We start from the raw sequence: 22,564 nt of genomic DNA, 5'->3' as shown, positions 1-22,564 counted from the left end.
CACCTCCCACAAGGAGGAGCGGGCCACGGCGTGGACGCGCGGTAGGCGCCTCCCCCACCCACGCAGGCATCGAACGACCGCGGCCCTTGTCGCCGCGGTCGACACGCGTCAGGGCCACGATCGCCACCTGCCAGACAACCCCGGCCCCTGCGCGCGTCCGGACACCGAGAACCGCTAGCGACAACACCACCGAGAAAACCTGGCGAGCAGCCAGCTACCGAGGCGATCCAGCAGTCACCCCGTGCATGACCCCTCAACCCTCATGGATGTCACGATGACTACACCTCCCCCCGGCCACCTGGCCGCGCCGCCCGCCCCTCCCGGCAGCGGCGAGGCCCCGCGACAGTCAGGTCTGCACTCGGGCCTCAAGAACCGCCATCTGTCCATGATCGCCGTCGGCGGGGTCATCGGTGCCGGTCTCTTCGTGGGCTCCGCGTCCGGCATCAAGGCTGCCGGTCCCGGCATCCTGCTCTCGTACGCCCTGGTCGGCGCGCTGGTCGTCTTCGTGATGCGGATGCTCGGCGAGATGGCCGCCGCCAACCCGACCTCCGGCTCCTTCTCCGCCTACGCGGACCGGGCGCTCGGCCGCTGGGCCGGGTTCTCCATCGGCTGGCTGTACTGGTTCTTCTGGGTCGTCGTCCTCGCCGTGGAGGCGACGGCCGGCGCCGCCATCCTCACGAGCTGGGTCCCGGCCGTCCCGCAGTGGGCCTGGGCGCTGATCGTGATGGTCGTGCTCACCGCCACCAACCTCGCCTCGGTCGCCTCCTTCGGTGAGTTCGAGTTCTGGTTCGCGGGCATCAAGGTCGTCGCCATCGTGGCCTTCATCGTGCTCGGCGGCCTGGCGATCTTCGGCGTACTGCCCGGCTCGGGCCACGCCGCCACCGGTTTCGGCAACCTCACCTCGCACGGCGGCTTCCTCCCGCACGGCCCCAGCGCGATCCTCACCGGCGTCCTGATGGTCGTCTTCTCCTTCATGGGAAGCGAGATCGTCACCCTCGCCGCCGGTGAGTCCGAGGACCCGGAGCGTGCGGTCACCAAGGCCACCAAGAGCGTCATCTGGCGTGTCGGCGTCTTCTACCTCGGCTCGATCCTCGTCGTCGTCTCCCTCCTCCCCTGGAACGACCCCTCGATCGAGAAGAAGGGTTCGTACGTCGCCGCCCTCGACTCCATCGGCATCCCGCACGCCGGCCAGATCATGAACGTCATCGTGCTGACGGCCGTACTCTCCTGTCTCAACTCCGGCCTCTACACCGCCTCCCGGATGGCCTTCTCCCTCGGCCAGCGCGGCGATGCGCCGAAGGCCTTCGCCCGGACGAACTCCCGGGGCGTCCCGCAGGCCGCGATCCTGGCGTCGGTGATCTTCGGCTTCGTCGCCGTCGGCTTCAACTACCTGTGGCCGAAGACGGTCTTCGCGTTCCTCCTGAACTCCTCGGGCGCGGTCGCGCTCTTCGTCTGGCTGGTCATCTGCTTCTCGCAGCTGCGGATGCGGGGCATCATCCTGCGCGAGAACCCGGACAAGCTGGTCGTCCGGATGTGGCTCTTCCCCTACCTGACCTGGGCCACCATCGCGATGATCACCTTCGTTCTCGGCTACATGCTCACCGACGACAGCGAGGGCGGCGGCCGGATCCAGGTCCTGCTGTCGGTGCTGCTGGCGGTCATCGTGATCGGCATCTCGCTGGTGCGGAACCTGATCGGACGTAACGGAAACACCGCCGAGCAGGCATCCGTTACATCTCGTTAATCCCAGGTGGCTGTACGGGCGGCAGTGTGCATGGCACGCTGCCGCCCATACGGCTTCCCCCACACCCCTGCCGCCACCACGCCCTCACTCCGGAAGGCCGTCCGCAACGCCATGCCCGCCTTCATAAGACGCCGCCGTAAAGGCAATGCTCCCCGTATCGCCCCCGAGCTCGACGACCTCGCCCTGGGCAAGGTCCGGCGACGCGTCTTGTCGTGCTGGGACCGTGGTTCGCTCGACACCGCCGTCATGGCCCTGCTGTCCCAGGTGATCGACGAAGCCGGCGAGGACTGGGACCGCAAGGCCCACCGGCTGGAGGTGCTGGCCGGCGTCTCGGGCCGGGCGCTGCCCGGTATCTGGCGCGAGCACAAGCCGCGCGATCAGGGCGCGCTGCTGCTCCATGCCTGGTCGGAGCTGGTCCAGGCCGGCCAGCAGAGCTCCCCCGGCGATCTGAGCGACGTACGCGAGACCTGCTGGCGCGCCGCCGAACTGGTCCCCGCCGACCCCATCCCCTGGATCCTCCACCTGTCCACCCTCCGGCTGGAGCGGCGCCCCACCCGGGAACTGTCGCCGATCTGGCGCGAGATCAAGGCCCGCGACCCGTGGAACCGGGAGGCCCACCTCCAGGCCCTGGCCTATCTCTCACCGGAAGAGTGCGGCTCCAGCGTGCTGGTCCTGGACCTCCTCGACGGCATCCGCGCCGAAATGCCGGCCGACGCCCCCACCGCCGCCCTGGAACTCACCGCCATCGTCCGCAACCACACGCGCGCCGTCTCCGTCGGCGGCCTGATGGCCCTCGGCGCCGCGGAGATCTGGCGCCGCGCCGATGTCGTCAAGGTCCTCGAGCAGGCGGCCTACGACTGGCTGACCCCGGGCTTCCTCAAGCACGCAGCGGCACTGGCCGATCTCAACCTGCTGGCCTACGCACTGCTCAAGTCCACCCGCCTGCCCGAGGCCGGGGCGGCGTTGCGGGCGACCGGGGGCGTGGCGACACCCTGGCCGTGGAGCGTGGAGGGGGACCCGCTGGAGCGGTTCTCGCACTTCTACACGCGGCATTCCGAGGGGTGAGCGGTGCGGGCGGCGGGAGGACCGTCGCCGCCCGCCGTCGGTGCCCGCGTCCGTGCCGCTGCGTGCCGCGTAAATGCGGTGGTACGTCCCACTCTTGATCAACCGTCAGTTCATGACTGATCGGGCGTCAGGCGCTCCGCTCGCTTCCTTCTGTCGAAGCGTCACGCCGTGCCGTGCATCGCGGCCCGCTCCGTCGCTCGCCCAACTCCCGGACATCTGGCTGTAGTCGGCTGCGCGCAGCCGTCGATGGCCGCTCCCCCGGCCCGGCGTCCGGCCGCCCTTCCGCCCTGTCGGGCGCCGCATTGTCGCGCCCTGTCGTCCGCCGGGCCACAGGTGACGAAATGGCTACCCTGTGCACCCATTGGCGCGCAATGTGTCATTTTCCCCGATTGCGTGAATTTTCACGCATAAGTCCTTGTTGCGGGGAACTGGGCGACGTAGCCTCGAAAGTGTCGTGGTCAGACCAGACACGACGAGACCAGACGGATAACAGGAGGCGACTATGAGCTTCCGGAAGGTCTTCCCCCGCAGGCGCAGGCACGGCGGCGACGACTGGGACGACTGGTATGGCGGCCGTGGCTACGGTTACCGCCGTGGCCGGTTCCACCGCAGGCACCGTCGGCACCGCAGGCGCCGGTTCTTCGGGTACTACGACTGATCAGTTCTCGGTCGGCAGTTCCTGAACGAAATGTCCTGCACGAGATGTCCTGAGAACGAGGCGGGCTCGCGCACTGCGCGGGTCGGCCTCGTGTCTTGAGGCCCGGAACCCGGTCCGGACACCGGACCGACCATCCCCTCCCCTCCTCTCATGAGGGTTTGACGTAGCAACTATGTGGTTTCACAGCTCACGTCAGCGGCCAGCGCGCCCCGAAGCGCCGTCTCGAAGCGGTGCGGGCCCAGCGCCCCTTGGGCGGGGTCCGTCCCCGGCGGAGGTGACGGCAGCGGCGCTGCCCACCACAGGCGCAGGCGGGGACGGGACGCCGCAAGGGCCGGGCTCCGGGCCTCAACACACGCCACAGCGCCCGGAACCGAACGGCGTCGGCGCGGTACGCCAGGGCTCGAGCGCAGCGCCGCAAGGCTCGGCCGAAGCGCCTGACGGGCAAGGGTTCGGGTCTGGGCGAGCGGCCCCGACGCGTCCGCTCAGTGCGGGCATCGGTACGGGCGGCGGCGCAGACAGCCTGCTGACGGAGCAGCAGTATCCGTATCCCCAGCACTTCCGCGCCAAGGTGGCGTTCCAGCGCTTCTGGCCCCTGACCAAGGGCGACCGGCGCTGGCTTGTGAGCGTCGTCCTGTGCGCGATCGTGGCCGCCCTGGCCGAGACCGTCGCGATCCTCCTCTTCGCCCAACTCACCGACAACGCCCTGCAGAAGGGCTCCGTCAGCGCCTTCTGGAGCCCCGCCGGCAAATGGCTGGCGGTGGCCGTCGTGGGCGCCGTGGTGGGCTACCTGGGCAATTCGCTCGGCGCCTGGACCGCCGAGCGCTTCGTGGTGCGGCTCCGGGCCCGCGTCTTCGCCCATCTCCAGAAGCTTCCGCCGCACTTCTTCCAGCGCAATCGCCGCGGTGATCTGGTCGAGCGGCTGACCGGGGACGTCGACGCCATCGAACAGCTGGTGGTCTCCGGACTGGTCCAGGCGGTGACGACCCTGTTCAGCATCTTCTTCTACGCCGGTGCCGCGCTGCTGCTGCGCTGGGACCTGGCGCTCGCCACCTTCGTCGCGGCCCCGCTGTTCTGGGCCACCACGCGCCGGTTCGCGGGCCGTCTGCAAGAGGTGGCGCGCCGTGAACGCCGCGCGGACGGCGCCATCACCTCGGTCGTCGAGGAGACCTTGGTGAATGTCGTCCTGACCCAGGCGTACAACCGGCAGCGCGACGAGGAGGACCGGCTGCGCCGGGAGTCGGGCACCTGGTTCCGGGCATCGGTGGTCAGCGCACGGCTCAACGAGTTCTACGCGCAGCTGCTGGAGGTCCTCGAAACGCTCTGCGTCCTGGCCATCATCGGACTGGGCGCATGGGAGATCTCCGCCGGACGCATGACGCTCGGGCAGCTTCTGGCCTTCGCCGCCTTCATCGGCTACCTCTACCCGCCGCTGCGCAACCTCGGCCAGCTCGGCCTCACGGTGACCGCCGCGACCGCCGGCGCCGACCGTCTGCTGGAGATCCTCGACGCGCGCCCCGCCGTCACCGACCCGCCCCCCTCCGAGGTCGTACCGACCCCGGCCCGTGCCATCGGCAAGGTGGAAGCACGCCAGGTCACCTTCCACTACCCGGGCAACCCGACCGAGGTCCTCAAGGACTTCTCCTTCTCCGCCGTCCCCGGGGAACTGGTGGTCATCACCGGTCCCAGCGGCGCGGGAAAGTCGACGCTGGCCGCCCTGCTGCTGCGGTTCTACGACCCGGACACCGGCAGCATCCGGCTGGACGGAGTGCCCGTGAACCGGCTGCCGCTCGCCCAGCTCCGCCGGAACATCACCCTGCTGCCCCAGGAGACGCTGGTCCTGCACGACACCGTCGAGGAGAACATCGCCTCCGGCCGGGCCCACGCGACCCACGAGGACGTCGTGCACGCCGCGCGGGCCGCCGATGCCCACGACTTCATCACCGCCCTCCCGGACGGCTACCGGACCGTCATCGCCCCGGGCACCGCCCGGCTCTCCGGAGGCCAGCTCCAGCGCGTCGCGATCGCCCGCGCCATGCTGCGCGACGCCCCCGTACTCCTCCTCGACGAGCCCACCACCGGCCTGGACCACCTCGCCGCCCAGCGCATCCTGGCCCCCCTGCGCCGCCTGGCCGAAGGCCGCACCACCATCGTGATCACCCACGACCTGGCGCTCGCCGGCGACGCCGACCGGGTCCTCGTCCTGGACGAGGGCCGGCTGGTCCAATCGGGCACCCACGCCCAACTCCTCCGCCAGAGCGGCCTGTACGCCACTCTGCTCGAAGCCCGTCCTGCCGTCCGCAACGGCGCGGTGCATCCCCGTGCTGCGGACCCGGCCGCGGCCTCCGGCGGCCCAGGCGGTACGCCCGACAGCCGCCGGCCCTGAGCCCGTTGCCCCCGGAAGAGCCAGAGCGATATCCCGAGGATGAGGGAGCCCGATTCCCCCGAAGCGGCGATGTGCGGGCAGCCGGCCGCTGCGAGTCTGTGACCGAAGGCGCGGGAGACGCCGATCGAGGCCGGTCAGGAGCCGGTGGGAAGCCGGGCGGCGCCCGGTGCCGGCCAAGGGGGAATCGGGGGAAGATGACATCGCACTCGCCACCACACCGGGAAGCACGTATCCCTACGGGTGCCAAAGTCGGCGCCGTCCTGTGGATCGTCGCCGCCCTGCAGTTTCTGGCCGCCCAATGGACGGTGGGAGCCGCCTGGCGTACGCCCTACAGCTGGATACGCCACAACATCAGCGACCTGGGCAACGTCCACTGCCAGACCTGGGACGTCTCCCGTCCGCGCTATGTGTGCTCACCGCTGCATGACGTCATGAACCTCTCCTTCGCGACCCATGGCGTCCTGCTGCTGGCCGGGGCCCTCCTGACCGGCGCCGCCTGCTGGGGCCGCGGCGGGATGTCCCGCACCGCCCGGATCCTGTTTCTCCTCAACGCCGGCGCATGGGTGCTCGTGGGCTTCGTCCCTGCCGACGTGGACGAAAACCTGCACGTACTGGGCGCATTGATCATCATGGGCATCGGCAACATCGGGCTTCTTTGCACGGGATTCCTCCGCCGCACCGCCCCGCTCGGCAGGCTGCGCCCGATAACCCTCGCCCTCGCCGCCGTCGCACTGGCCGGGGCAGCGATGTTCTTCGGTCAGTACGACCCCGGAATCGGCATGGGGACTCTGGAGCGGATCGCCGCCTTCGGAACCGACGCCTGGGTGCTGGTTGCGGCGCTCGCCCTGCTCCGCAGCAGAATCCGGCCGGCCCGTCATGTGCCAGCGCCGCCCCGCCGGGGCCGTTGTTCTTACTCGCCGGGGGCGAAGTCGTACGAGGACGGCACGTCCACCTGCTCGTCCGGGTCCCCGTAGACCAGCGCGATCTCCCGGTGCGCCGTCAGCTCGATCGAGGCCGGGTCGCCGGACACCCGCTCGCCGTCCACGTACGCGGTCAGGGTCTTGCCCCCGCCCGCCTTCAGGCCGCCGATCCCACGGGAGTTGAGCCGAACTCCCCACTCGTTGAACAGCTGCCCCAGGATGTAGCGGCGCTCGGCCGGTCCCTCGATGTGCAGGACACCGCGGGTGTCATGGGTGTGCAGCTCCGACATCATCCGTGTCTCCGGGTCGATGCCCAGATTCGCGGGCACCTGCACCGGCTCTCCGTCGACGATCACATCCAGGTGGGTATGGAAATGGATCGCGGTGCCCTCCATCTCGGATACCTCCAGCCCCGCCGCGCGAGCCCCCGCCGTGGCGTCCGCCGGTGCCGGCCATGGGGGGAGCGCCGTGGTGCTTCCGTACGCCACGGGGGCGGGCAGCGGATCCGAAGCCGAAACCTTGGCCGCACTGCCTGCCAGTGCGCCTCGCGACGTAATCGCCGAGGCACCACCACCGAATGCGAGCGCCGCGACCGCGCTGGCCGCCGCAACGAATGCGACCCTCTTCCTGCCCGCCGGTACGGCGGTCCTGGTCGGCTGCTTGGCCACGCGACGACTCCTTGCTGTCCGGGTGCTGGCACCCTACAGCGAGGTACCTAAGGACGTTAGGAGAAGGCGTCCGGGGCGGGGCGGCGTGTCGCGACGGGGCCGCCTGCCGCATGGGCATGCCCGCCCGTGGCCCCGCCGACGCTCACTCGCGGTCGTCGAGCAGTTCGCCGATCGGCCCCTGGACGCGCCGGCGGATCTCGTCGCGGATCGGGCGTACGGCGGCGACGCCCTGCCCCGCCGGATCGTCCGGCTTCCAGTCGAGATACCGCTTGCCGGGAGAGACGGGGCAGGCGTCGCCGCAGCCCATGGTGATCACGACATCGGACGCCCGAACGGCCTCCGTGGTGAGGATCTTCGGGCTCTCGGCGGAGATGTCGATACCGGCTTCGGCCATCGCCTCGACCACGGCCGGATTCACGGCCGCGGCCGGGGCCGAGCCGGCCCGCGGTCTTCGCCGAGGCCTTCCGCGTCCTGGCCCCCGGCGGCCGGATCGGCATCTCCGACGTCGTCGCCGAGGACGGCCTGCCCCCGCCCAGCGTGCCGAGCGCGGCGACTGCGCCGGCTGCATCGCCGGCGCCCTTTCCTTCGCCGAATACCGCCAGGGCCTCGAAGCCGCCGGTTCCACGGACATCGAGATCACTCCTGTCCTCCCCCTCTCCCGGCTTGGAGTCAGAGATGGCACCCCCATCGCCGCCGACGGCATGCATTCCGCCATCGTGCGCGCCACCAAGCCCAAGGCCGATATGCCCAGGTGAGCGGCGCATTTCGGGGGTGTGCTGCGGGGTGGCGCCGATATCGACGATGGCGCCACCTGCACTCTTCAGGCGCCTTGATAGCGCCACCATGGCGACAAACACGCCATGATGGCACCAAGAAAGCTTGTTATGGCGCCATCGTGATGCCATAGTGGGGTCATGGACCTCACGCCCTACGTCGGCAATCTCCGGCATGAACTCGCGGTCGCCGCCCCGCAGTCGGAGCCGAAGCCTGCGCCCTGACCGAGCGGCTCACCGCCCCCGAAGCGCCTCTTCGGCGGTCTCGAAACGGCCGAGGCGCTCACGGCGCACCCCCCCCGATCTCGACGAGGTCTTCCCCACCCTCACCGGCCGGCCCCCGTCCGGCGCCGGAGTCAACTCCCAGAAGGAGAGCGCTCGATGAGCTCCCTGTCCTATGCCGTCAGCGACTCGATGACGATGCTGCGGCGCAATCTGAAGCACGCGCTGCGCTATCCCAGCATGACGGTCTCGGTCGTCGCGATGCCGCTGGTGATGCTGCTGCTGTTCAACTACGTCTTCGGCGGCGCCCTGGGCACCGGTATCGGCGGTACGCCCACCGGCGGCGGGGAGTACATCGACTACATCGCGCCCGGCATCATCCTGATGGCCGCGACCTCCGGGGCCCTGTCCACCGCCATCAGCGTCTGCTCCGACATGACCGAGGGCATCGTCAACCGGTTCCGTACGATGTCGGTCTCCCGCGCCGCGTTCCTGACCGGCCATGTCGTCGGCAGTGTCCTCCAGACGCTGATCAGCATCGCGCTGGTCGTCGGCGTGGCGCTGCTGATGGGCTTCCGCCCCAGCGCCAACCCCGTGGAGTGGCTCGCGACCGCCGGCCTCCTCGTCCTGCTCGTCCTGGCGCTCACCTGGCTGGCGGCCGCCATGGGCCTGATCGCCAAGAACGTCGAGACGGCCAGCAACATGCCCATGCCGCTGACGTTCCTGCCCTTCCTCGGCAGCGCCATCGTCCCGCCGGAGTCGATGCCCACCGGGCTGCGCTGGTTCGCCGAGTACCAGCCCTTCACACCCGTCATCGAGACGCTGCGCGGCCTGCTCATGGGCACCGAAACAGGCAACAGCGGGATCATCGCCCTCGCCTGGTGCCTCGGCCTCATCGTGGTCGGCTACCTCTGGGCCCGGTCGGCCTTCAACCGCCACACGAAGCGGTAACCGTCCCCCCCCAAGCCACTTCACCCGTACGGACAAGGCGCCTGACGATACGTCACCTGCCAATACGCAACACCCGTACCGCACATCACGTTCCACCGCACTGTTCACCGCACACCACCGTGCGCTCACCACTCACCACTCGCCACTCAACACCGGAGGACACCATGCACAACGAACCGTCGACGAGCCCCGTCCACGACGCGGCGCAGCATCCCGAGCCGGTGACGCTGCCCACCGAGCGCCCCGCGGGCTGCCCCTTCGACCCGCCCGCCGAGCTGGCGCAGCTGCGCGAGGAGCAGCCGCTCCGCCGGCTGAGCTTCCCCGACGGCCACACGGGCTGGCTGGCCACCGGCCACTCCGTGGTCCGGTCGATCATGGCCGACCCCCGCTTCAGCGCGCGGTACGAGCTGCTGCACTACCCGCTCGCCGACGTCGGCGACATCCCGCCGGCGCCGCCCGGCGAATTCCTCGGCCTGGACGGCCTTGAGCACACCCGCTACCGGCGGCTGCTCATGGGCAAGTTCACCGTCCGCCGGATGCGGCAGCTGACCGAGCGCGTCGAGCAGTTCACCGCGGAGTGCCTGGACGCCATGGAAAGCCACGGGGGACCGGTGGACCTGGTGGAAACCTTCGCCCAGCCCATCCCCGGGCTGATGATCTGCGAGCTCCTCGGTGTGCCCTACGCGGAACGGGACTTCTTCCAGGAGCATGTGACGACGCTCTTCAACCAGGCGGCGTCTGAGGAGGAGCGCGGCACCGCCATGGCCGCGATGATGGAGTATCTCCAGGGGCTGGTCCTGGCCAAGCGCGCCGAGCCGACCGACGACCTGCTCAGCGATCTGACCACCAGCGACCTCACCGACGAAGAGCTCTCCGGCGTCGGGGTGTTCCTGCTGGCCGCCGGTTTCGACACCACCGCCAACATGCTCGGGCTGGGCACCTTCGCCCTGCTGAGCAACCCGGACCAACTCGCCGCCCTGCGTGACGACCCGGGCCTGGCCGAGGGCGCCGTCGAGGAGCTGATGCGCTATCTGACCGTCGCCGATCCCACGCTGCGGTCCGCGCTGGAGGACGTCGAGATAGCCGGCCAGAAGATCAAGGCCGGCGAGACGGTCCTCCTCTCCTTCCAGGCCGCCAACCGCGACCCGGCGAAGTTCCTCGAGCCCGACCGCCTCGACCTGCACCGCAAGGCCACCGGCCACGTGGCCTTCGGTCACGGTCCCCACCAGTGCCTGGGCCAGCAGCTGGCCCGCGTCGAGATGGCCGTCGCCTTCCCGGCGCTGCTCACCCGCTTCCCGACGCTGCGGCTCGCGGTCCCGGCCGAGGAGGTCCCCTTCCGGGCCAACATGAACATCTACGGCGTACACCGCCTCCTCGTGACCTGGGACAAGGAGTAACCCGGTGGACATCACCCTTCACCGAGACCGCTGCGTCGGCGCCGGGATGTGCGCACTGACCGCCCCCGGGGTGTTCGACCAGGACGACGAGGACGGCCGCGTGGTCCTCCTCGACACGAAGCCGTCACCCGCCCACCACGCCGCGGCCCGCCTGGCCGCCGGCCTCTGCCCCGCCGCGGCCATCACCGTCACGGCCGCGCGCGAACCGGGCAGTTCGTCCACGCCGTAGCCGTAGCCGTAGCCGCAGAGGGGTACCGGTACCGGTCCCACTCGCCGTCGGAGGGGGCAGCTGCGAGCCGAAGCCCGACAACGACGAAGGTCCCGGCCGCTGAGCGGTCGGGACCTTCATCTGCCCTGCCGGGCGAGTGCGGAGGATACGAGATTCGAACTCGTGAGGGGTTGCCCCCAACACGCTTTCCAAGCGTGCGCCCTAGGCCACTAGGCGAATCCTCCGCCGCAAACAATACAAGACGTTGGGGAGTGCTCGCGAACATGATCCGGAGGAGGGGGTCGGGACGGGGGGGGGGTGGGGGAGGGGTTCGTTTTTGGGGCGGGGGATCGGCTAGTGTGGAGCCCAGCCCCTCACGTGGCGCTATCTGACTGAACTCCCCCAGGGCCGGAAGGCAGCAAGGGTAGGTCGGCTCTGGCGGGTGCGTGGGGGGCGCTTGCGTTGGTGAGGGGGCCTCCCCGCTCGAGCGAAGCCGGGAACCTGGGGAAGGGCCGGTTGTCAGCGGGGCCCGATATCGTCGTATGCGTGTCGTCCCTTGCGCTGTACCGCCGCTACCGACCCGAGACCTTCGCCGAGGTCATCGGGCAAGAGCACGTGACCGACCCGCTGCAGCAGGCGTTGCGGAACAACCGGGTCAACCATGCGTATCTGTTCAGCGGGCCGCGCGGCTGTGGCAAGACGACCAGTGCGCGGATCCTGGCGCGCTGTTTGAACTGTGAGGAAGGTCCCACTCCCACGCCCTGCGGCACATGCCAGTCGTGTGTGGATCTTGCCAGGAACGGGCGGGGGTCGATCGATGTCATCGAGATCGACGCCGCATCGCACGGTGGCGTGGACGACGCCCGTGAGCTGCGGGAGAAGGCGTTCTTCGGGCCCGCCGGCAGCCGGTACAAGATCTACATCATCGACGAGGCCCATATGGTCACGTCGGCGGGCTTCAACGCGCTGCTGAAGGTGGTCGAGGAGCCGCCGGAGCATCTGAAGTTCATCTTCGCGACGACGGAGCCCGAGAAGGTCATCGGGACGATCCGTTCGCGGACCCATCACTATCCGTTCCGGCTGGTGCCGCCAGGGACCCTGCGCGAATACCTGGCGGAGGTGTGCGGCCGGGAGGACATCCCCGTCGAGGACGGTGTGCTGCCGCTGGTGGTGCGGGCCGGCGCCGGGTCCGTGCGGGACTCGATGTCCGTGATGGACCAGCTGCTCGCGGGGGCGGGTGCCGACGGTGTGACATATGCCATGGCGACGGCCCTGCTGGGGTACACCGACGGATCGCTGCTGGATGCGGTGGTCGAGGCGTTTGCCGCGGGAGACGGGGCGGCCGCGTTCGAGGTGGTCGACCGGGTCATCGAGGGCGGCAATGATCCCCGGCGCTTCGTGGCCGATCTGCTGGAGCGGCTGCGGGATCTGGTGATCCTCGCGGCGGTGCCGGATGCGGGGGAGAAGGGGCTGATCGATGCCCCTGCCGATGTTGTCGAGCGGATGTCCGCGCAGGCTTCCGTGTTCGGGGCGGCGGAGCTGAGCCGGGCCGCCGATCTGGTCAATACGGGCCTTACGGAGATGCGCGGGGCGACGTCGCCGCGGCTGCAGCTGGAGCTGATCTGTGCGCGGGTGCTGCTGCCCGCGGCGTACGACGACGAGCGGTCGCTGCAGGCGCGGCTGGACCGGCTGGAGCGCGGTGTCGGGGCCATGGCGCCGGGCGGTGGCATGAGCGGGGCGCCGGCCGGTGGTGGCCTCGGGGCCGGAGCGCCGGTGGTTTCCACCGGGGGCGGACCGGCGGCCGGGTATGTGCCGGGGCCGGAGGCCCATCCGGTGGCGGCGCCCGCCGGACCGTCGGGACCGGCGGCCGCCCGGGCCGCGGTGCGGGGAGCCACGGGCGGCGGCGGTACGCCACCGGCTCAGGCACCCCAGGCGGCCCCCGCGCAGGCTGCGGCGCCACCGGTGGCACCGACGGCGCCCGATTCCGCGCCACCGGCCGCCGGGCCGCCCGCGTCCGGTGGTGAGCACCACCGGGCCGATACGGCCGGCCCGTCGGGTGCGCCCGCGCGGCCCGGGGCATGGCCCGGCAGCGGTGGTCCCGGCGCCGGTCATGGCGGCCGTCAGCCCGGCGGCTGGCCCTCGGCCGTGGCGCCGGGACAGGGCGGCCAGGGAGCGCCCCCGGCCCCGCCCGCGCCCTCCGCACCCGCCGGGCCGCCGGCCGCCGCGCCCGCGCCCGTACAGCAGCAGCCGCCCGCCGGTGCCGTGCCCGGGGCGGCGCAGGGAGCCGCGCAGGTGCGGCAGATGTGGCCGGACATTCTGGATGCGGTCAAGGGCCGCCGGCGCTTCACCTGGATCCTGCTCAGCCAGAACGCCCAGGTGAGCGGATTCGACGGCACAACCCTCCAGATCGGCTTCCCCAACGCCGGTGCCCGCGACAGTTTCGCCAACGGCGGCAGCGAGGACGTCCTCAAGGACGTGCTGGCCGAGCGGTTCCAGGTGCAGTGGCGCGTCGAGGCGATCGTCGACCCGTCGGGCGGCGCCAACCCGCCTGCCGGTGGCGCGCCCCGCGGCGGCGGAGGCGGCGGCTTCGGCGGAGGAGCGCCCGCCGCGCCGCAGCAGTCCGTACCGCAGCCGCCCCCGCAGAGCGCCCCGGCGGCGCCCGAAGGCCCCGGCGGGCAGCACGGGCCCGGCGCGCAGGGCGGCCAGAGCGGCGGGTCCGGTGGCGGCGGTCAGGGCGCGCGGATGGCGCGGGAGGCGGTGGCCCCGTCGGCGTCCGCCGGGGCGGCCCGCAGCGGGCCCGCGCCGGAGCCCTCGTACACCCCCGAGCCCCCGCCGGTGTCGATCGAGTACGACATGCCGGCCGAGGACGACCCGGATCTCGTCGACACCGCGCTGAGCGGGCACGACCTGATCGTCCGCGAGCTGGGCGCAACGGTCGTGGAGGAGTTCAACAACGAGTGAGGGGCGACGGCTGCCGCAGGGAGCCGGGCAGCCGGGCCGGTTACGGACTGCTGCAGGTGTTTGCGGTCCGTCATCGTGGCTGGCCGGAGGCGGGCTTCGGGTGGGTTCGCAGTCGGTCCGGTCGCCGCGGCGCAGCGGCGAACGACGGTGCGTGCAGGGAGCTTCCGGGGATATCCGGGCTCCTGCGTAGCTCCTCCCCGGCTCCTCCCTAGGTCCCCCGCAGCTCCTGCGTACGGCGTAGGGCGCGCGGGGCGGGAAACACGTAGGCTCGGGCTACCGCACCAATCGTTGTCGTATGGCAGGAGTCACGTCGTGATCCCCGGTGGTCAGCCCAATATGCAGCAGCTGCTCCAGCAGGCCCAGAAGATGCAGCAGGACCTCGCGGCCGCCCAGCAGGAGCTGGCGGAGACGCCCGTCGAGGGTTCTGCGGGCGGCGGTCTGGTCAAGGCGACGGTGACCGGCTCCGGCGAGCTTCAGAGTCTGGTCATCGACCCCAAGGCGGTCGACACCGACTCCGCGGAGGAGACGGCCGAGACCCTCGCCGACCTCGTCCTGGCGGCGGTCCGGGATGCCAATGCCAGCGCCCAGCAGCTGCAGCAGCAGAAGCTCGGTCCGCTCGCCCAGGGCCTGGGCGGCGGCGGAATCCCCGGCCTCCCGTTCTAGGCGTCCCCGTCAGGGGTTCCCTCAGGGATTCCCCAGGGATTTTCCAGGGATCCCGTCAGGGATTGCCCTCCCGGATCTCCCTTTCCGAGGAGTAGCCAACTAGCGTACGCAGCACGGCAGAAGAGAGAGAAGACGTTCCGTGTATGAAGGCGTGGTTCAGGACCTGATCGACGAACTGGGCAGGCTGCCCGGCGTCGGTCCCAAGAGCGCGCAGCGGATCGCCTTCCACATTCTTCAGGCCGAGCCGACCGATGTCCGCCGGCTCGCGAACGCGCTGATGGAGGTCAAGGCGAAGGTCCGGTTCTGCAGCGTCTGCGGCAATGTGGCGCAGGAGGAGCAGTGCCGGGTCTGCCTGGACCCGAGGCGCGATCCGGCGGTCATCTGCGTGGTCGAGGAGCCCAAGGACGTCGTGGCGATCGAGCGGACCCGCGAGTTCCGCGGTCGCTATCACGTCCTCGGTGGGGCGATCAGCCCGATCGAGGGCGTCGGCCCCGACGACCTGCGGATACGGGAACTGCTGGCCAGGCTCGCGGACGGTGCCGTCACCGAGCTGATCCTGGCCACCGACCCGAATCTGGAGGGCGAGGCCACGGCCACGTATCTGGCCCGCATGATCAAACCCATGGGGCTGAAAGTGACGCGACTGGCCAGCGGACTGCCGGTCGGAGGCGATCTGGAGTACGCCGACGAGGTCACGCTCGGGCGGGCCTTCGAAGGGAGGAGACTTCTCGATGTCTGATGCCACGCTGCACAACGCGACGCAGGACCCGGACGACTTCGCGGTATCGATCTCCGACTCGATCGAGAGTTTCATCGTCGCCGTGACGGAGGTCGCCAAGGGCGACGAGCCGGACAGCGCGGTGCCGTTCCTGCTGCTGGAGATCTCCCAGCTGCTGCTCACCGGCGGCCGGCTGGGCGCCCACGAGGACATCGTCCCCGACGAGCGGTACGAGCCGGACAGCGGCCCGGAGCCGGACGTGGACGAACTGCGCGAGCGGTTCGCGGCGCTGCTCGACCCGGTGGACGTCTACTCCGAGGTCTTCGACCCGTATGTGCCGCGCGCGGAGCCGGTGCCCTGCCGGATCTCCGACGACCTCGCGGACGTCATCACCGACCTGCGGCACGGCCTGGCGCACTACCGCGCGGGCCGGGTCATCGAGGCCCTGTGGTGGTGGCAGTTCTCCTACCTCACCAACTGGGGCCCGACCGCCTCGGCCGCACTGCGCGCGCTGCAGTCGCTGGTCGCCCACGTACGCCTCGACCAGCCGCTGGACGAGCTGGACGGCCTGGACACGGACAGCGCGCTCGGCGGCGCCGACGGCGAGGAACGGCTCGCCGAGGAGGCCGGAAAGGTCATGGCGGCGGAGATCGCGGGGCCGCTGGGGCTGCGGGGGACGTGAGCGGGCGGCCCGGCCGCCCTGGGCGTGTGACCTGAGTTACGTTCCCGTGTGTCCGAGCCCGTAGCGGGCAGGTGCTGGGCGAGCGGGCGTGACGATGCGCCTTGCGGATCCGCCACTGGATACGGAGCCGATGCGACGCTCGGCAGCGGTCACACCATGATCGCTATCTGAGTTTCGTGTCTCACGATGTGGTATTTACGGGGCGGACTCCGCTTGCTCGTTAGACTGAGCCGACCGCAGTACCCCCATTTCGGGGGTCCGGGAGGAAACTCCCGAAGAGACAGTTGCGAGGAGCGCACGTGGGCCTTGTCGTGCAGAAGTACGGCGGCTCATCCGTTGCGGATGCCGAGGGCATCAAGCGCGTTGCCAAGCGAGTCGTCGAAGCCAAGAAGAACGGCCACCAGGTGGTCGTCGTGGTTTCGGCGATGGGCGACACGACGGACGAGCTGATCGATCTCGCTCAGGAAGTGTCCCCGATGCCGTCGGGGCGCGAGTTCGACATGCTGCTGACCGCCGGAGAGCGGATCTCCATGGCCCTGCTGGCGATGGCGATCAAAAACCTCGGCCATGAAGCGCAGTCCTTCACCGGCAGCCAGGCCGGCGTCATCACCGACTCCGTGCACAACAAGGCGCGGATCATCGACGTCACGCCGGGCCGGATCAAGAGCTCGGTCGACGAGGGCAATATCGCCATCGTCGCCGGCTTCCAGGGTGTGTCCCAGGACAAGAAGGACATCACGACGCTCGGCCGCGGCGGCTCGGACACCACCGCCGTCGCGCTGGCGGCCGCGCTGGACGCCGAGGTCTGCGAGATCTACACCGATGTGGACGGTGTCTTCACCGCCGACCCCCGGGTCGTGAAGAAGGCCCGGAAGATCGACTGGATCTCCTTCGAGGACATGCTGGAGCTGGCCAGCTCCGGCTCCAAGGTGCTGCTGCACCGCTGCGTCGAGTACGCACGCCGTTACAACATCCCGATCCACGTCCGGTCCTCGTTCTCGGGGCTGAAGGGCACGTGGGTCAGCAACGAACCGCAAGGGGACCAGCCGATGGAGCAGGCAATCATCTCGGGCGTCGCACACGACACCTCCGAGGCGAAGGTCACGGTCGTCGGAGTCCCGGACAAGCCGGGCGAGGCCGCGCAGATCTTCCGCGCGATCGCGGACTCCGAGATCAACATCGACATGGTCGTCCAGAACGTGTCGGCGGCGTCGACGGGTCTGACCGACATCTCCTTCACGCTGCCCAAGGACGAGGGCCGCAAGGCCGTCGCCGCACTGGAGCGCACCCGCGCCGCGGTCGGCTTCGACTCGCTGCGCTACGACGACCAGATCGCCAAGATCTCGCTGGTCGGCGCGGGGATGAAGACCAACCCGGGCGTCACGGCGACCTTCTTCGAGGCGCTGTCGAACGCGGGCGTGAACATCGAGCTCATCTCGACCTCCGAGATCCGCATCTCGGTCGTCACCCGCGCCGATGACGTCAAGGAAGCCGTACAGGCCGTCCACAGCGCCTTCGGTCTCGACACCGAGAGCGACGAGGCCGTCGTCTACGGCGGCACCGGACGCTGAGCGCCGGATGAGCGGCACCGGACGATGATTCCGGCCGAGGCGGGCCGTCCGTCCCACGAGGTCTTCGCGGGGACGGGCGCCCGCACGGCCCGCACACCGCATCTCGCCGTCGTCGGTGCCACCGGCGCCGTCGGCTCGGTGCTGCTCGGCCTGCTGTCCGAGCACGCCGACATCTGGGGCGAGATCCGGCTGATCGCCTCTCCCCGCTCGGCCGGCCGCAAGCTGACCGTACGGGGCGAAGAGGTCGAGGTCGTCGCGCTGACCGAGGACGTCTTCGACGGCATCGACGTCGCGATGTTCGACGTACCGGACGAGATTTCCGCGCGATGGGCACCGGTCGCGGTGGCCAAGGGCGCGGTGGTGGTGGACAACTCGGGCGCGTTCCGGATGGATCCGGACGTGCCCCTTGTCGTACCCGAGGTCAATGCGTGCGCGGCGCGGGTCCGGCCGCGCGGGATCATCGCCGTCCCGAACTGCACCACCCTCTCGATGATCGTCGCACTGGGCGCGCTGCATGCCGAGTACGGACTGCGCGAGCTGGTCGTCTCCTCGTACCAGGCCGTTTCGGGGGCGGGCCAGGCCGGCATCGAGACGCTGCGGGCGCAGCTTTCCGCGGTGTCCGGTACGGAACTGGGGACCACGCCCGGCGATGTGCGGCGGGCCGTCGGCGACACGCTGGGGCCGTTCGCGGCGCCGGTCGCGCTCAATGTCGTGCCGTGGGCCGGATCGCTCGTGCCCGACGACGGCTGGTCCTCGGAGGAGCTCAAGATCCGTAACGAATCCCGGAAGATCCTCGGTCTGCCGGATCTGCGGGTCTCCGCCACCTGCGTACGGGTGCCGGTCCTCACGGGGCACTCGGCGAGCGTGCATGCGCGGTTCGAGCGGGAGGTGACGGTGGCCGGCGCGCACGAGATCCTGGCCGCGGCGCCGGGGGTGGTGCTGTGCGACGACCCTGCGGAGGGTGAATTCCCCACGCCGTGCGATGTGGTGGGGACGGATCCGACGTGGGTGGGGCGGGTGCGGCGGTCGCTGGACGACCCGCGGGGGCTGGAACTGTTCGTCTGCGGGGACAATCTGCGCAAGGGGGCGGCGCTGAACACGGTGCAGGTAGGGGAGTTGGTCGTGGGGGAGAATTCTTCCCTGTGACCTCTTCTGCGGGTTCTCCCTGCGAGTTCTCCTTGTGGGCTCTCCCTTTGGGCTCTCCGTGTGGGTTCTCCTGTGAGGTCTCCTCGTGAGTTCTCCTTGTGAGTTCTCCTGTGAGTTCGTCCCCGCTACTTGCTCCGGGTGGGCTGCTCTTGATGACCTGCTCTGGGCGGCCCGCTCCGGTGACTTGGCGGGATTGGGTGTCGCGGGCTTGATCCCTCAGAGATACGTTGTGGATGCCCTGTGTGACGTGTGAAGATTCCGTGAGTAACTGTCGGTTCGGGCCGGTCGATCCGGGCTGACGGTTCGTTCGGCTGTTCACGCCGTCACGCTGCAACCGACCGTCGGCGGGAAACGTCTTTCCGGCCGCCCCTCACGGGTGGCCCGGGGGTGCCCACGGGCCGCCTTGGGGGCCTCGGGTGTCGGAGTGAATGCGTCGGAAATATGGGGCATTGAGGAAGAGCTGGTACGCATGAGGGCATTTGATGCATCGTCGAAAGCGGTGCCTTGCGCGTACAACCCTTATGGGGGGAAGCGTGTCCAACAGGCGTGGCAGAGGTACTCGGATTCACCATCGCCCCAGGGGGTGCAGCAGGCGCGGCAGTGCGCCCGCCGCGTTCCCGTGTGTCCGGGGGCATGCCGGTGATCGCCCCCTGGCCCACCGCGGGCCCCGCGCAGCTTCCTTCTCAGCGTGGGGACACTGACGGCGCGATGGCAGCGGGCACAACAGTCGACCACCTCACCGAGACCTATCGCGCGCACTACCGTTCACTGCTCGGCCTCGCCGCGCTGCTCCTCGACGACACCGCTTCCTGCGAGGACGTCGTCCAGGAGGCCTTCATCCGCGTGCACTCCGCGCGCGGACGGGTGCGCGAACCCGAAAAGACCCTCGCCTATCTCCGCCAGACGGTCGTGAATCTCTCGCGCTCCGCGCTGCGCCGCCGCATACTCGGGCTGAAGCTGCTGTCCAAGCCGATGCCCGACATGGCGAGCGCCGAGGAAGGCGCGTACGACCTGCTGGAGCGGGACCAGTTGATCCAGGCGATGCGTGGACTGCAGCGGCGGCAGCGTGAGGTGCTGGTGCTGCGCTATTTCGCCGATATGACCGAGGCGCAGGTCGCCGAGACGCTGGGCATATCGCTCGGCTCGGTCAAGGCGTACGGGTCCCGGGGGATCGCGGCGCTGCGCGTCGCGATGGAGGCTCCGGCATGAGTGCGAAGGTGTTCGGCCCGTACGAGCCGGCCGATCGGTTTGATCGGGCCGGGGTGCGGGGTGGCCGGTTCGACCGTAGCGAGCGGCGTGGGACGCGGCGGGGGCCGGGCGGAGCGGTTCCGTCGGCGCGGCCAGTTGGTTCGTTCGGGGCGGTCGGTGGCGCGTATGGCGTTCGCGGGCTGCCGGGTGATGTGGTGCGTGGGTTGTACGTGGTGCGTGAGGGACAGGGGGCGGGGGAGCCCGGGACGGCTGGGGGGGCTGGGGTCGCTGGGTGTTCCGGGGGCTCTGGGGACTCTGGTGGTTTTGAGGGCTCTGGGGGTTCCGGCGGCTCGGTGCGTTCCGCTGACTCCGTGAATGGTGATAGCTCCGGGCCCGGTGGTGGCTCCGGGATCGACGGTGGCTCTGGAGCCGATGGTGGCTCCGGGGCGGATGGTCGTACGGGGCTCGATGACAGCCCCGAGGCCGGCGAACGGCCCGAGGCCGGCGAAGTGGCCGAGGTCGGCGATCGTCCCGAGCTCGGTGGTGGCTCTGGTGGCGGCGGCCGCAAGGGCGGAACCGGCGGCGGCTTCGGTGGAGGTTTCGGCGGCGGCTTCGGCGACGAGGACGATCTACGGCGACTGCTGCAGGCCCGCGTCGGCGACCTGGAGCCCGCGCAGGACGCGCTGGAACAGCTGCGCCGCGCGGTCCCGGCCCGCCGTCAGCGCCGTCGGCACGCCGTCGTGGGCGCCGCAGCCGCGCTGCTGCTCGGCGGTACGGCGATCCCCGCCATGGTGCACGTAGCGAATCTCGGCGACCCTGCCCAGGACCGGTCCGCCAACGCCGCCAGCAGCCAGCAGGCACAGGGCAACAGCCAGGGCGCACACGGTGAGGGCACCGAGCATGCCTTCCCGCAGCTGCCCGGCCGGGACGGCAGGCAGCCGGGCACCGACAAGCCCGAGGACAAGGGCGGCCACCCGGCGGAGAAGAACGGCGCGGGGCATGGTGCGGGTGACGGCACCCCGGCCCCGAACGAGACGATGGACGTGACCTCGCCCGTCTGCAGTCGCACTCAGCTCGGCCGGGGCACCAGCTCGGTCGGTCCGGCGGACTCGGCCGGCCGCGTCTACGGCGCGTTCCGGGTGGTCAACACGTCCGGTACGGCCTGTTCGATCGACGGCGGCGGCGCCGTCGGCGTCACCGGGCAGGGCACCACGAACGCCGACCGCATCCATGTCGTCGACCACACCTCGGGCGACGAAGCCACCGGCCTGCCCGATCCGGCGACCACTCCTGACCAGCTGGTTCTCAAGCCGGGCGAGGCGTACGAGGTCAAGTTCGCCTGGATCCCGGAAGCCGGCGGCGGCACGACCGGATGCGCCAGTCCGGGGCCCTCGCCGACGCCCGACCCGTCGAAGGGGGCCGGGGAGAGCCCGGACGCCGGCGCCGCCGAGGGCAGTGACGGCAGCGGCGGCGAAGCGGGCAGCACCGGCGGTACGGGCGGTGGCGACGGCGGCGGTGCGTCGTCCGGCGGCGTCGTCCTCAGCCATACGCCGGAGGCGGGCGAGCCCGCCTCGGCCGACGCCAAGATCGCGGATGCGTGTGCCGGCACGGTGTATCGGACCGGGGCGCTGGCGGCGCAGTAACGGGCGCGGGCGTGCCGGCCGCCCGGCGGCGGCCGCGGGGCCCGCGGCGTACGGCGGCCCTGGAGGGGGCGGTGCGGCTTCGCCGCACGCGCCCCGTACCGTTGGTGGGGTGTACCGGTTCCTGCTGACCCCGCGGTGGTGGGGGATCAACGTCTTCGCCGTACTGGCGATTCCCTTCTGCATTTTCATGGGCAGCTGGCAGCTGGGCCGCTTCGAGGACCGCGTCGATACGCACCAGCAGCAGGAGGACCGCTCCGCCCGGGCCAAGGCCGCGGCGGCCCGGCCGCTGGAGAGCCTGCTGCCGGTCGATCAGGTCACCTCCGGCCGCCAGGCCAGCGCCCGCGGGCGCTATGACGCAGGTCACCAACTGCTCGTACCGGACCGCACCTTGCGCGACAAGGGCGAGCGGCGGGGCTTCTATGTGCTGACCCTGCTGCGTACGGACGGCGGGCGAGCGCTGCCGGTCGTACGGGGCTGGCTGCCCGGGGACGCCGACGACAAGGCCGACCGGCTGAAGGTGCCCGCGCCGCCGAAGGGCGAGGTGACGGTCACCGGGGCGCTGCAGGCTTCCGAGAACCAGGGCACCGCCGGGGTACAGGCCGGAGGCGGGCTGCCGGAGGGGCAGCTCGGCATGATCAGCGCGGCGTCGCTGGTGAACATCGTGCCGTACAAGGTCTACGACGCCTGGATCACCCTCAGTGATGCCCCGGCTCCGCTGCATGCCGTGCCGCCGGTCGCGGCCGAGGGCAGCGGCCTGGACCTGAAGGCGTTCCAGAACCTCGGCTACACCGGTGAGTGGTTCGTCTTCGCGGGCTTCGTCGTCTTCATGTGGTTCCGCCTCTTCCGCCGCGAGGCCGAAACGGCAAAGGACGCGGCGCTGGGCATCCTCCCGGCGGACACCTCGGAGACGGCGACGGGGGACGTCGTGGGGGCGAAGCGGGACGGCTGAGCCCTGCGCTCCCCCCCCGGGGCCCCTCCCCCCCGCCCCCACCCCACCCCCCCC

The 22,564-nt window shown here is 70.6% G+C and carries 18 protein-coding genes, 1 tRNA gene, 1 other RNA gene and 2 pseudogenes; 19 read left to right on the top strand and 3 right to left on the bottom strand.

The window, feature by feature from the left end:
• Positions 1-274 precede the first annotated feature (274 nt).
• From ADL29_RS25460 to ADL29_RS25445, 5 genes are all read left to right on the top strand, one after another.
• Positions 275-1,744, top strand: coding sequence for an amino acid permease (locus ADL29_RS25460; RefSeq protein ID WP_053925988.1), 1,470 nt, complete (start codon positions 275-277; stop codon positions 1,742-1,744).
• A gap of 111 nt (positions 1,745-1,855) precedes the next feature.
• Positions 1,856-2,809, top strand: a complete 954-nt coding sequence (locus ADL29_RS25455; RefSeq protein WP_053925987.1) for a hypothetical protein — start codon at positions 1,856-1,858, stop codon at positions 2,807-2,809.
• 502 nt (positions 2,810-3,311) lie between these two features.
• The gene (locus tag ADL29_RS43675; protein WP_157878576.1) at positions 3,312-3,467 is read left to right on the top strand and encodes a hypothetical protein; all 156 of its coding nucleotides are present in this window, start codon (positions 3,312-3,314) and stop codon (positions 3,465-3,467) included.
• A 568-nt stretch (positions 3,468-4,035) separates the two neighbouring features.
• Positions 4,036-5,850 carry an ABC transporter ATP-binding protein gene (locus tag ADL29_RS25450; RefSeq protein ID WP_063788534.1) on the top strand — a complete coding sequence of 605 codons (1,815 nt, stop codon included), beginning with the start codon at positions 4,036-4,038 and terminating at the stop codon, positions 5,848-5,850.
• A 194-nt stretch (positions 5,851-6,044) separates the two neighbouring features.
• A complete protein-coding gene (locus ADL29_RS25445) occupies positions 6,045-6,824 on the top strand; it encodes a DUF998 domain-containing protein (protein WP_053925923.1) in 780 nt (259 codons plus the stop codon).
• On the opposite strand, the gene ADL29_RS40245 is transcribed toward ADL29_RS25445, so the two are convergent.
• Positions 6,761-7,438: a hypothetical protein gene (locus tag ADL29_RS40245; RefSeq protein WP_063788533.1), complete on the bottom strand. Its 678-nt coding sequence runs from the start codon at positions 7,436-7,438 to the stop codon at positions 6,761-6,763. The genes ADL29_RS25445 and ADL29_RS40245 overlap by 64 nt on opposite strands.
• Before the next feature lie 142 nt (positions 7,439-7,580).
• Positions 7,581-7,880: pseudogene (locus ADL29_RS25435) on the bottom strand (arsenate reductase/protein-tyrosine-phosphatase family protein); the annotation flags it as partial.
• Between ADL29_RS25435 and ADL29_RS46690 the strand changes: the two are divergent.
• From ADL29_RS46690 to ADL29_RS25420, 4 genes and pseudogenes are all read left to right on the top strand, one after another.
• Positions 7,877-8,302: pseudogene (locus tag ADL29_RS46690) on the top strand (class I SAM-dependent methyltransferase); the annotation flags it as partial. The pseudogenes ADL29_RS25435 and ADL29_RS46690 sit on opposite strands and share 4 nt — an antisense overlap.
• A gap of 290 nt (positions 8,303-8,592) precedes the next feature.
• The gene (locus tag ADL29_RS25430) at positions 8,593-9,384 is read left to right on the top strand and encodes an ABC transporter permease (RefSeq protein ID WP_053925921.1); all 792 of its coding nucleotides are present in this window, start codon (positions 8,593-8,595) and stop codon (positions 9,382-9,384) included.
• Between the two features lie 164 nt (positions 9,385-9,548).
• Positions 9,549-10,781 (top strand): cytochrome P450, encoded by a 1,233-nt coding sequence (locus ADL29_RS25425; protein WP_053925920.1) that lies wholly within the window; start codon positions 9,549-9,551, stop codon positions 10,779-10,781.
• 4 nt (positions 10,782-10,785) lie between these two features.
• A complete protein-coding gene (locus ADL29_RS25420) occupies positions 10,786-11,010 on the top strand; it encodes a ferredoxin (protein WP_053925919.1) in 225 nt (74 codons plus the stop codon).
• A gap of 139 nt (positions 11,011-11,149) precedes the next feature.
• Here ADL29_RS25420 and ADL29_RS25415 read toward each other — a convergent pair.
• Positions 11,150-11,234: transfer RNA gene (locus ADL29_RS25415), tRNA-Ser, on the bottom strand.
• 120 nt (positions 11,235-11,354) lie between these two features.
• On the opposite strand from ADL29_RS25415, the gene ffs reads away from it, so the two are divergent.
• The 10 genes from ffs (at position 11,355) to ADL29_RS25370 (ending at position 22,510) form a co-directional block, all read left to right on the top strand.
• An RNA gene (ffs, locus tag ADL29_RS40240) (signal recognition particle sRNA small type) lies at positions 11,355-11,453 on the top strand.
• An 82-nt stretch (positions 11,454-11,535) separates the two neighbouring features.
• The gene (locus ADL29_RS25410) at positions 11,536-13,950 is read left to right on the top strand and encodes a DNA polymerase III subunit gamma and tau (RefSeq protein ID WP_053925918.1); all 2,415 of its coding nucleotides are present in this window, start codon (positions 11,536-11,538) and stop codon (positions 13,948-13,950) included.
• Positions 13,951-14,262: 312 nt separating this feature from the next.
• Entirely contained in the window at positions 14,263-14,613 is a 351-nt protein-coding gene (locus ADL29_RS25405) for a YbaB/EbfC family nucleoid-associated protein (protein ID WP_078971277.1), read from the top strand.
• A gap of 139 nt (positions 14,614-14,752) precedes the next feature.
• Positions 14,753-15,352 (top strand): recombination mediator RecR, encoded by a 600-nt coding sequence (recR, locus tag ADL29_RS25400; protein ID WP_053925917.1) that lies wholly within the window; start codon positions 14,753-14,755, stop codon positions 15,350-15,352.
• On the top strand, positions 15,345-16,013 hold the full coding sequence (locus ADL29_RS25395) for a DUF5063 domain-containing protein (RefSeq protein ID WP_053925916.1): 669 nt from the start codon (positions 15,345-15,347) through the stop codon (positions 16,011-16,013). Before recR ends, ADL29_RS25395 begins: the two co-directional genes overlap by 8 nt.
• 299 nt (positions 16,014-16,312) lie before the next feature.
• On the top strand, positions 16,313-17,584 hold the full coding sequence (locus ADL29_RS25390) for an aspartate kinase (RefSeq protein ID WP_046926849.1): 1,272 nt from the start codon (positions 16,313-16,315) through the stop codon (positions 17,582-17,584).
• Positions 17,585-17,608: 24 nt separating this feature from the next.
• Entirely contained in the window at positions 17,609-18,730 is a 1,122-nt protein-coding gene (locus tag ADL29_RS25385) for an aspartate-semialdehyde dehydrogenase (protein WP_053925915.1), read from the top strand.
• Positions 18,731-19,363: 633 nt separating this feature from the next.
• On the top strand, positions 19,364-19,939 hold the full coding sequence (locus ADL29_RS25380) for a SigE family RNA polymerase sigma factor (RefSeq protein WP_053925914.1): 576 nt from the start codon (positions 19,364-19,366) through the stop codon (positions 19,937-19,939).
• A 350-nt stretch (positions 19,940-20,289) separates the two neighbouring features.
• Positions 20,290-21,561: a hypothetical protein gene (locus ADL29_RS25375; RefSeq protein ID WP_245689627.1), complete on the top strand. Its 1,272-nt coding sequence runs from the start codon at positions 20,290-20,292 to the stop codon at positions 21,559-21,561.
• 109 nt (positions 21,562-21,670) lie between these two features.
• Positions 21,671-22,510: an SURF1 family protein gene (locus ADL29_RS25370; RefSeq protein WP_053925913.1), complete on the top strand. Its 840-nt coding sequence runs from the start codon at positions 21,671-21,673 to the stop codon at positions 22,508-22,510.
• Positions 22,511-22,564 lie beyond the last annotated feature (54 nt).

Origin of the sequence: Streptomyces chattanoogensis (assembly GCF_001294335.1) — a bacterium.
Taxonomy (GTDB): Bacteria; Actinomycetota; Actinomycetes; order Streptomycetales; family Streptomycetaceae; genus Streptomyces; species Streptomyces chattanoogensis.
The sequence above is the reverse complement of the archived record's forward strand: the minus strand, read 5'-3'. Positions and strand labels throughout refer to the sequence as shown.

What these genes read in the sequence shown, in the direction of transcription:
- ADL29_RS25395 (WP_053925916.1), top strand. Translation starts at nt 15,345, where the DNA reads ATGTCTGATGCCACGCTGCACAACGCGACGCAGGACCCGGACGACTTC.
- ADL29_RS25380 (WP_053925914.1), top strand. Translation starts at nt 19,364, where the DNA reads ATGCCGGTGATCGCCCCCTGGCCCACCGCGGGCCCCGCGCAGCTTCCT.
- ADL29_RS25385 (WP_053925915.1), top strand. Translation starts at nt 17,609, where the DNA reads ATGATTCCGGCCGAGGCGGGCCGTCCGTCCCACGAGGTCTTCGCGGGG.
- ADL29_RS25425 (WP_053925920.1), top strand. Translation starts at nt 9,549, where the DNA reads ATGCACAACGAACCGTCGACGAGCCCCGTCCACGACGCGGCGCAGCAT.
- ADL29_RS25460 (WP_053925988.1), top strand. Translation starts at nt 275, where the DNA reads ATGACTACACCTCCCCCCGGCCACCTGGCCGCGCCGCCCGCCCCTCCC.
- ADL29_RS43675 (WP_157878576.1), top strand. Translation starts at nt 3,312, where the DNA reads ATGAGCTTCCGGAAGGTCTTCCCCCGCAGGCGCAGGCACGGCGGCGAC.
- ADL29_RS25445 (WP_053925923.1), top strand. Translation starts at nt 6,045, where the DNA reads ATGACATCGCACTCGCCACCACACCGGGAAGCACGTATCCCTACGGGT.
- ADL29_RS25455 (WP_053925987.1), top strand. Translation starts at nt 1,856, where the DNA reads ATGCCCGCCTTCATAAGACGCCGCCGTAAAGGCAATGCTCCCCGTATC.
- ADL29_RS25430 (WP_053925921.1), top strand. Translation starts at nt 8,593, where the DNA reads ATGAGCTCCCTGTCCTATGCCGTCAGCGACTCGATGACGATGCTGCGG.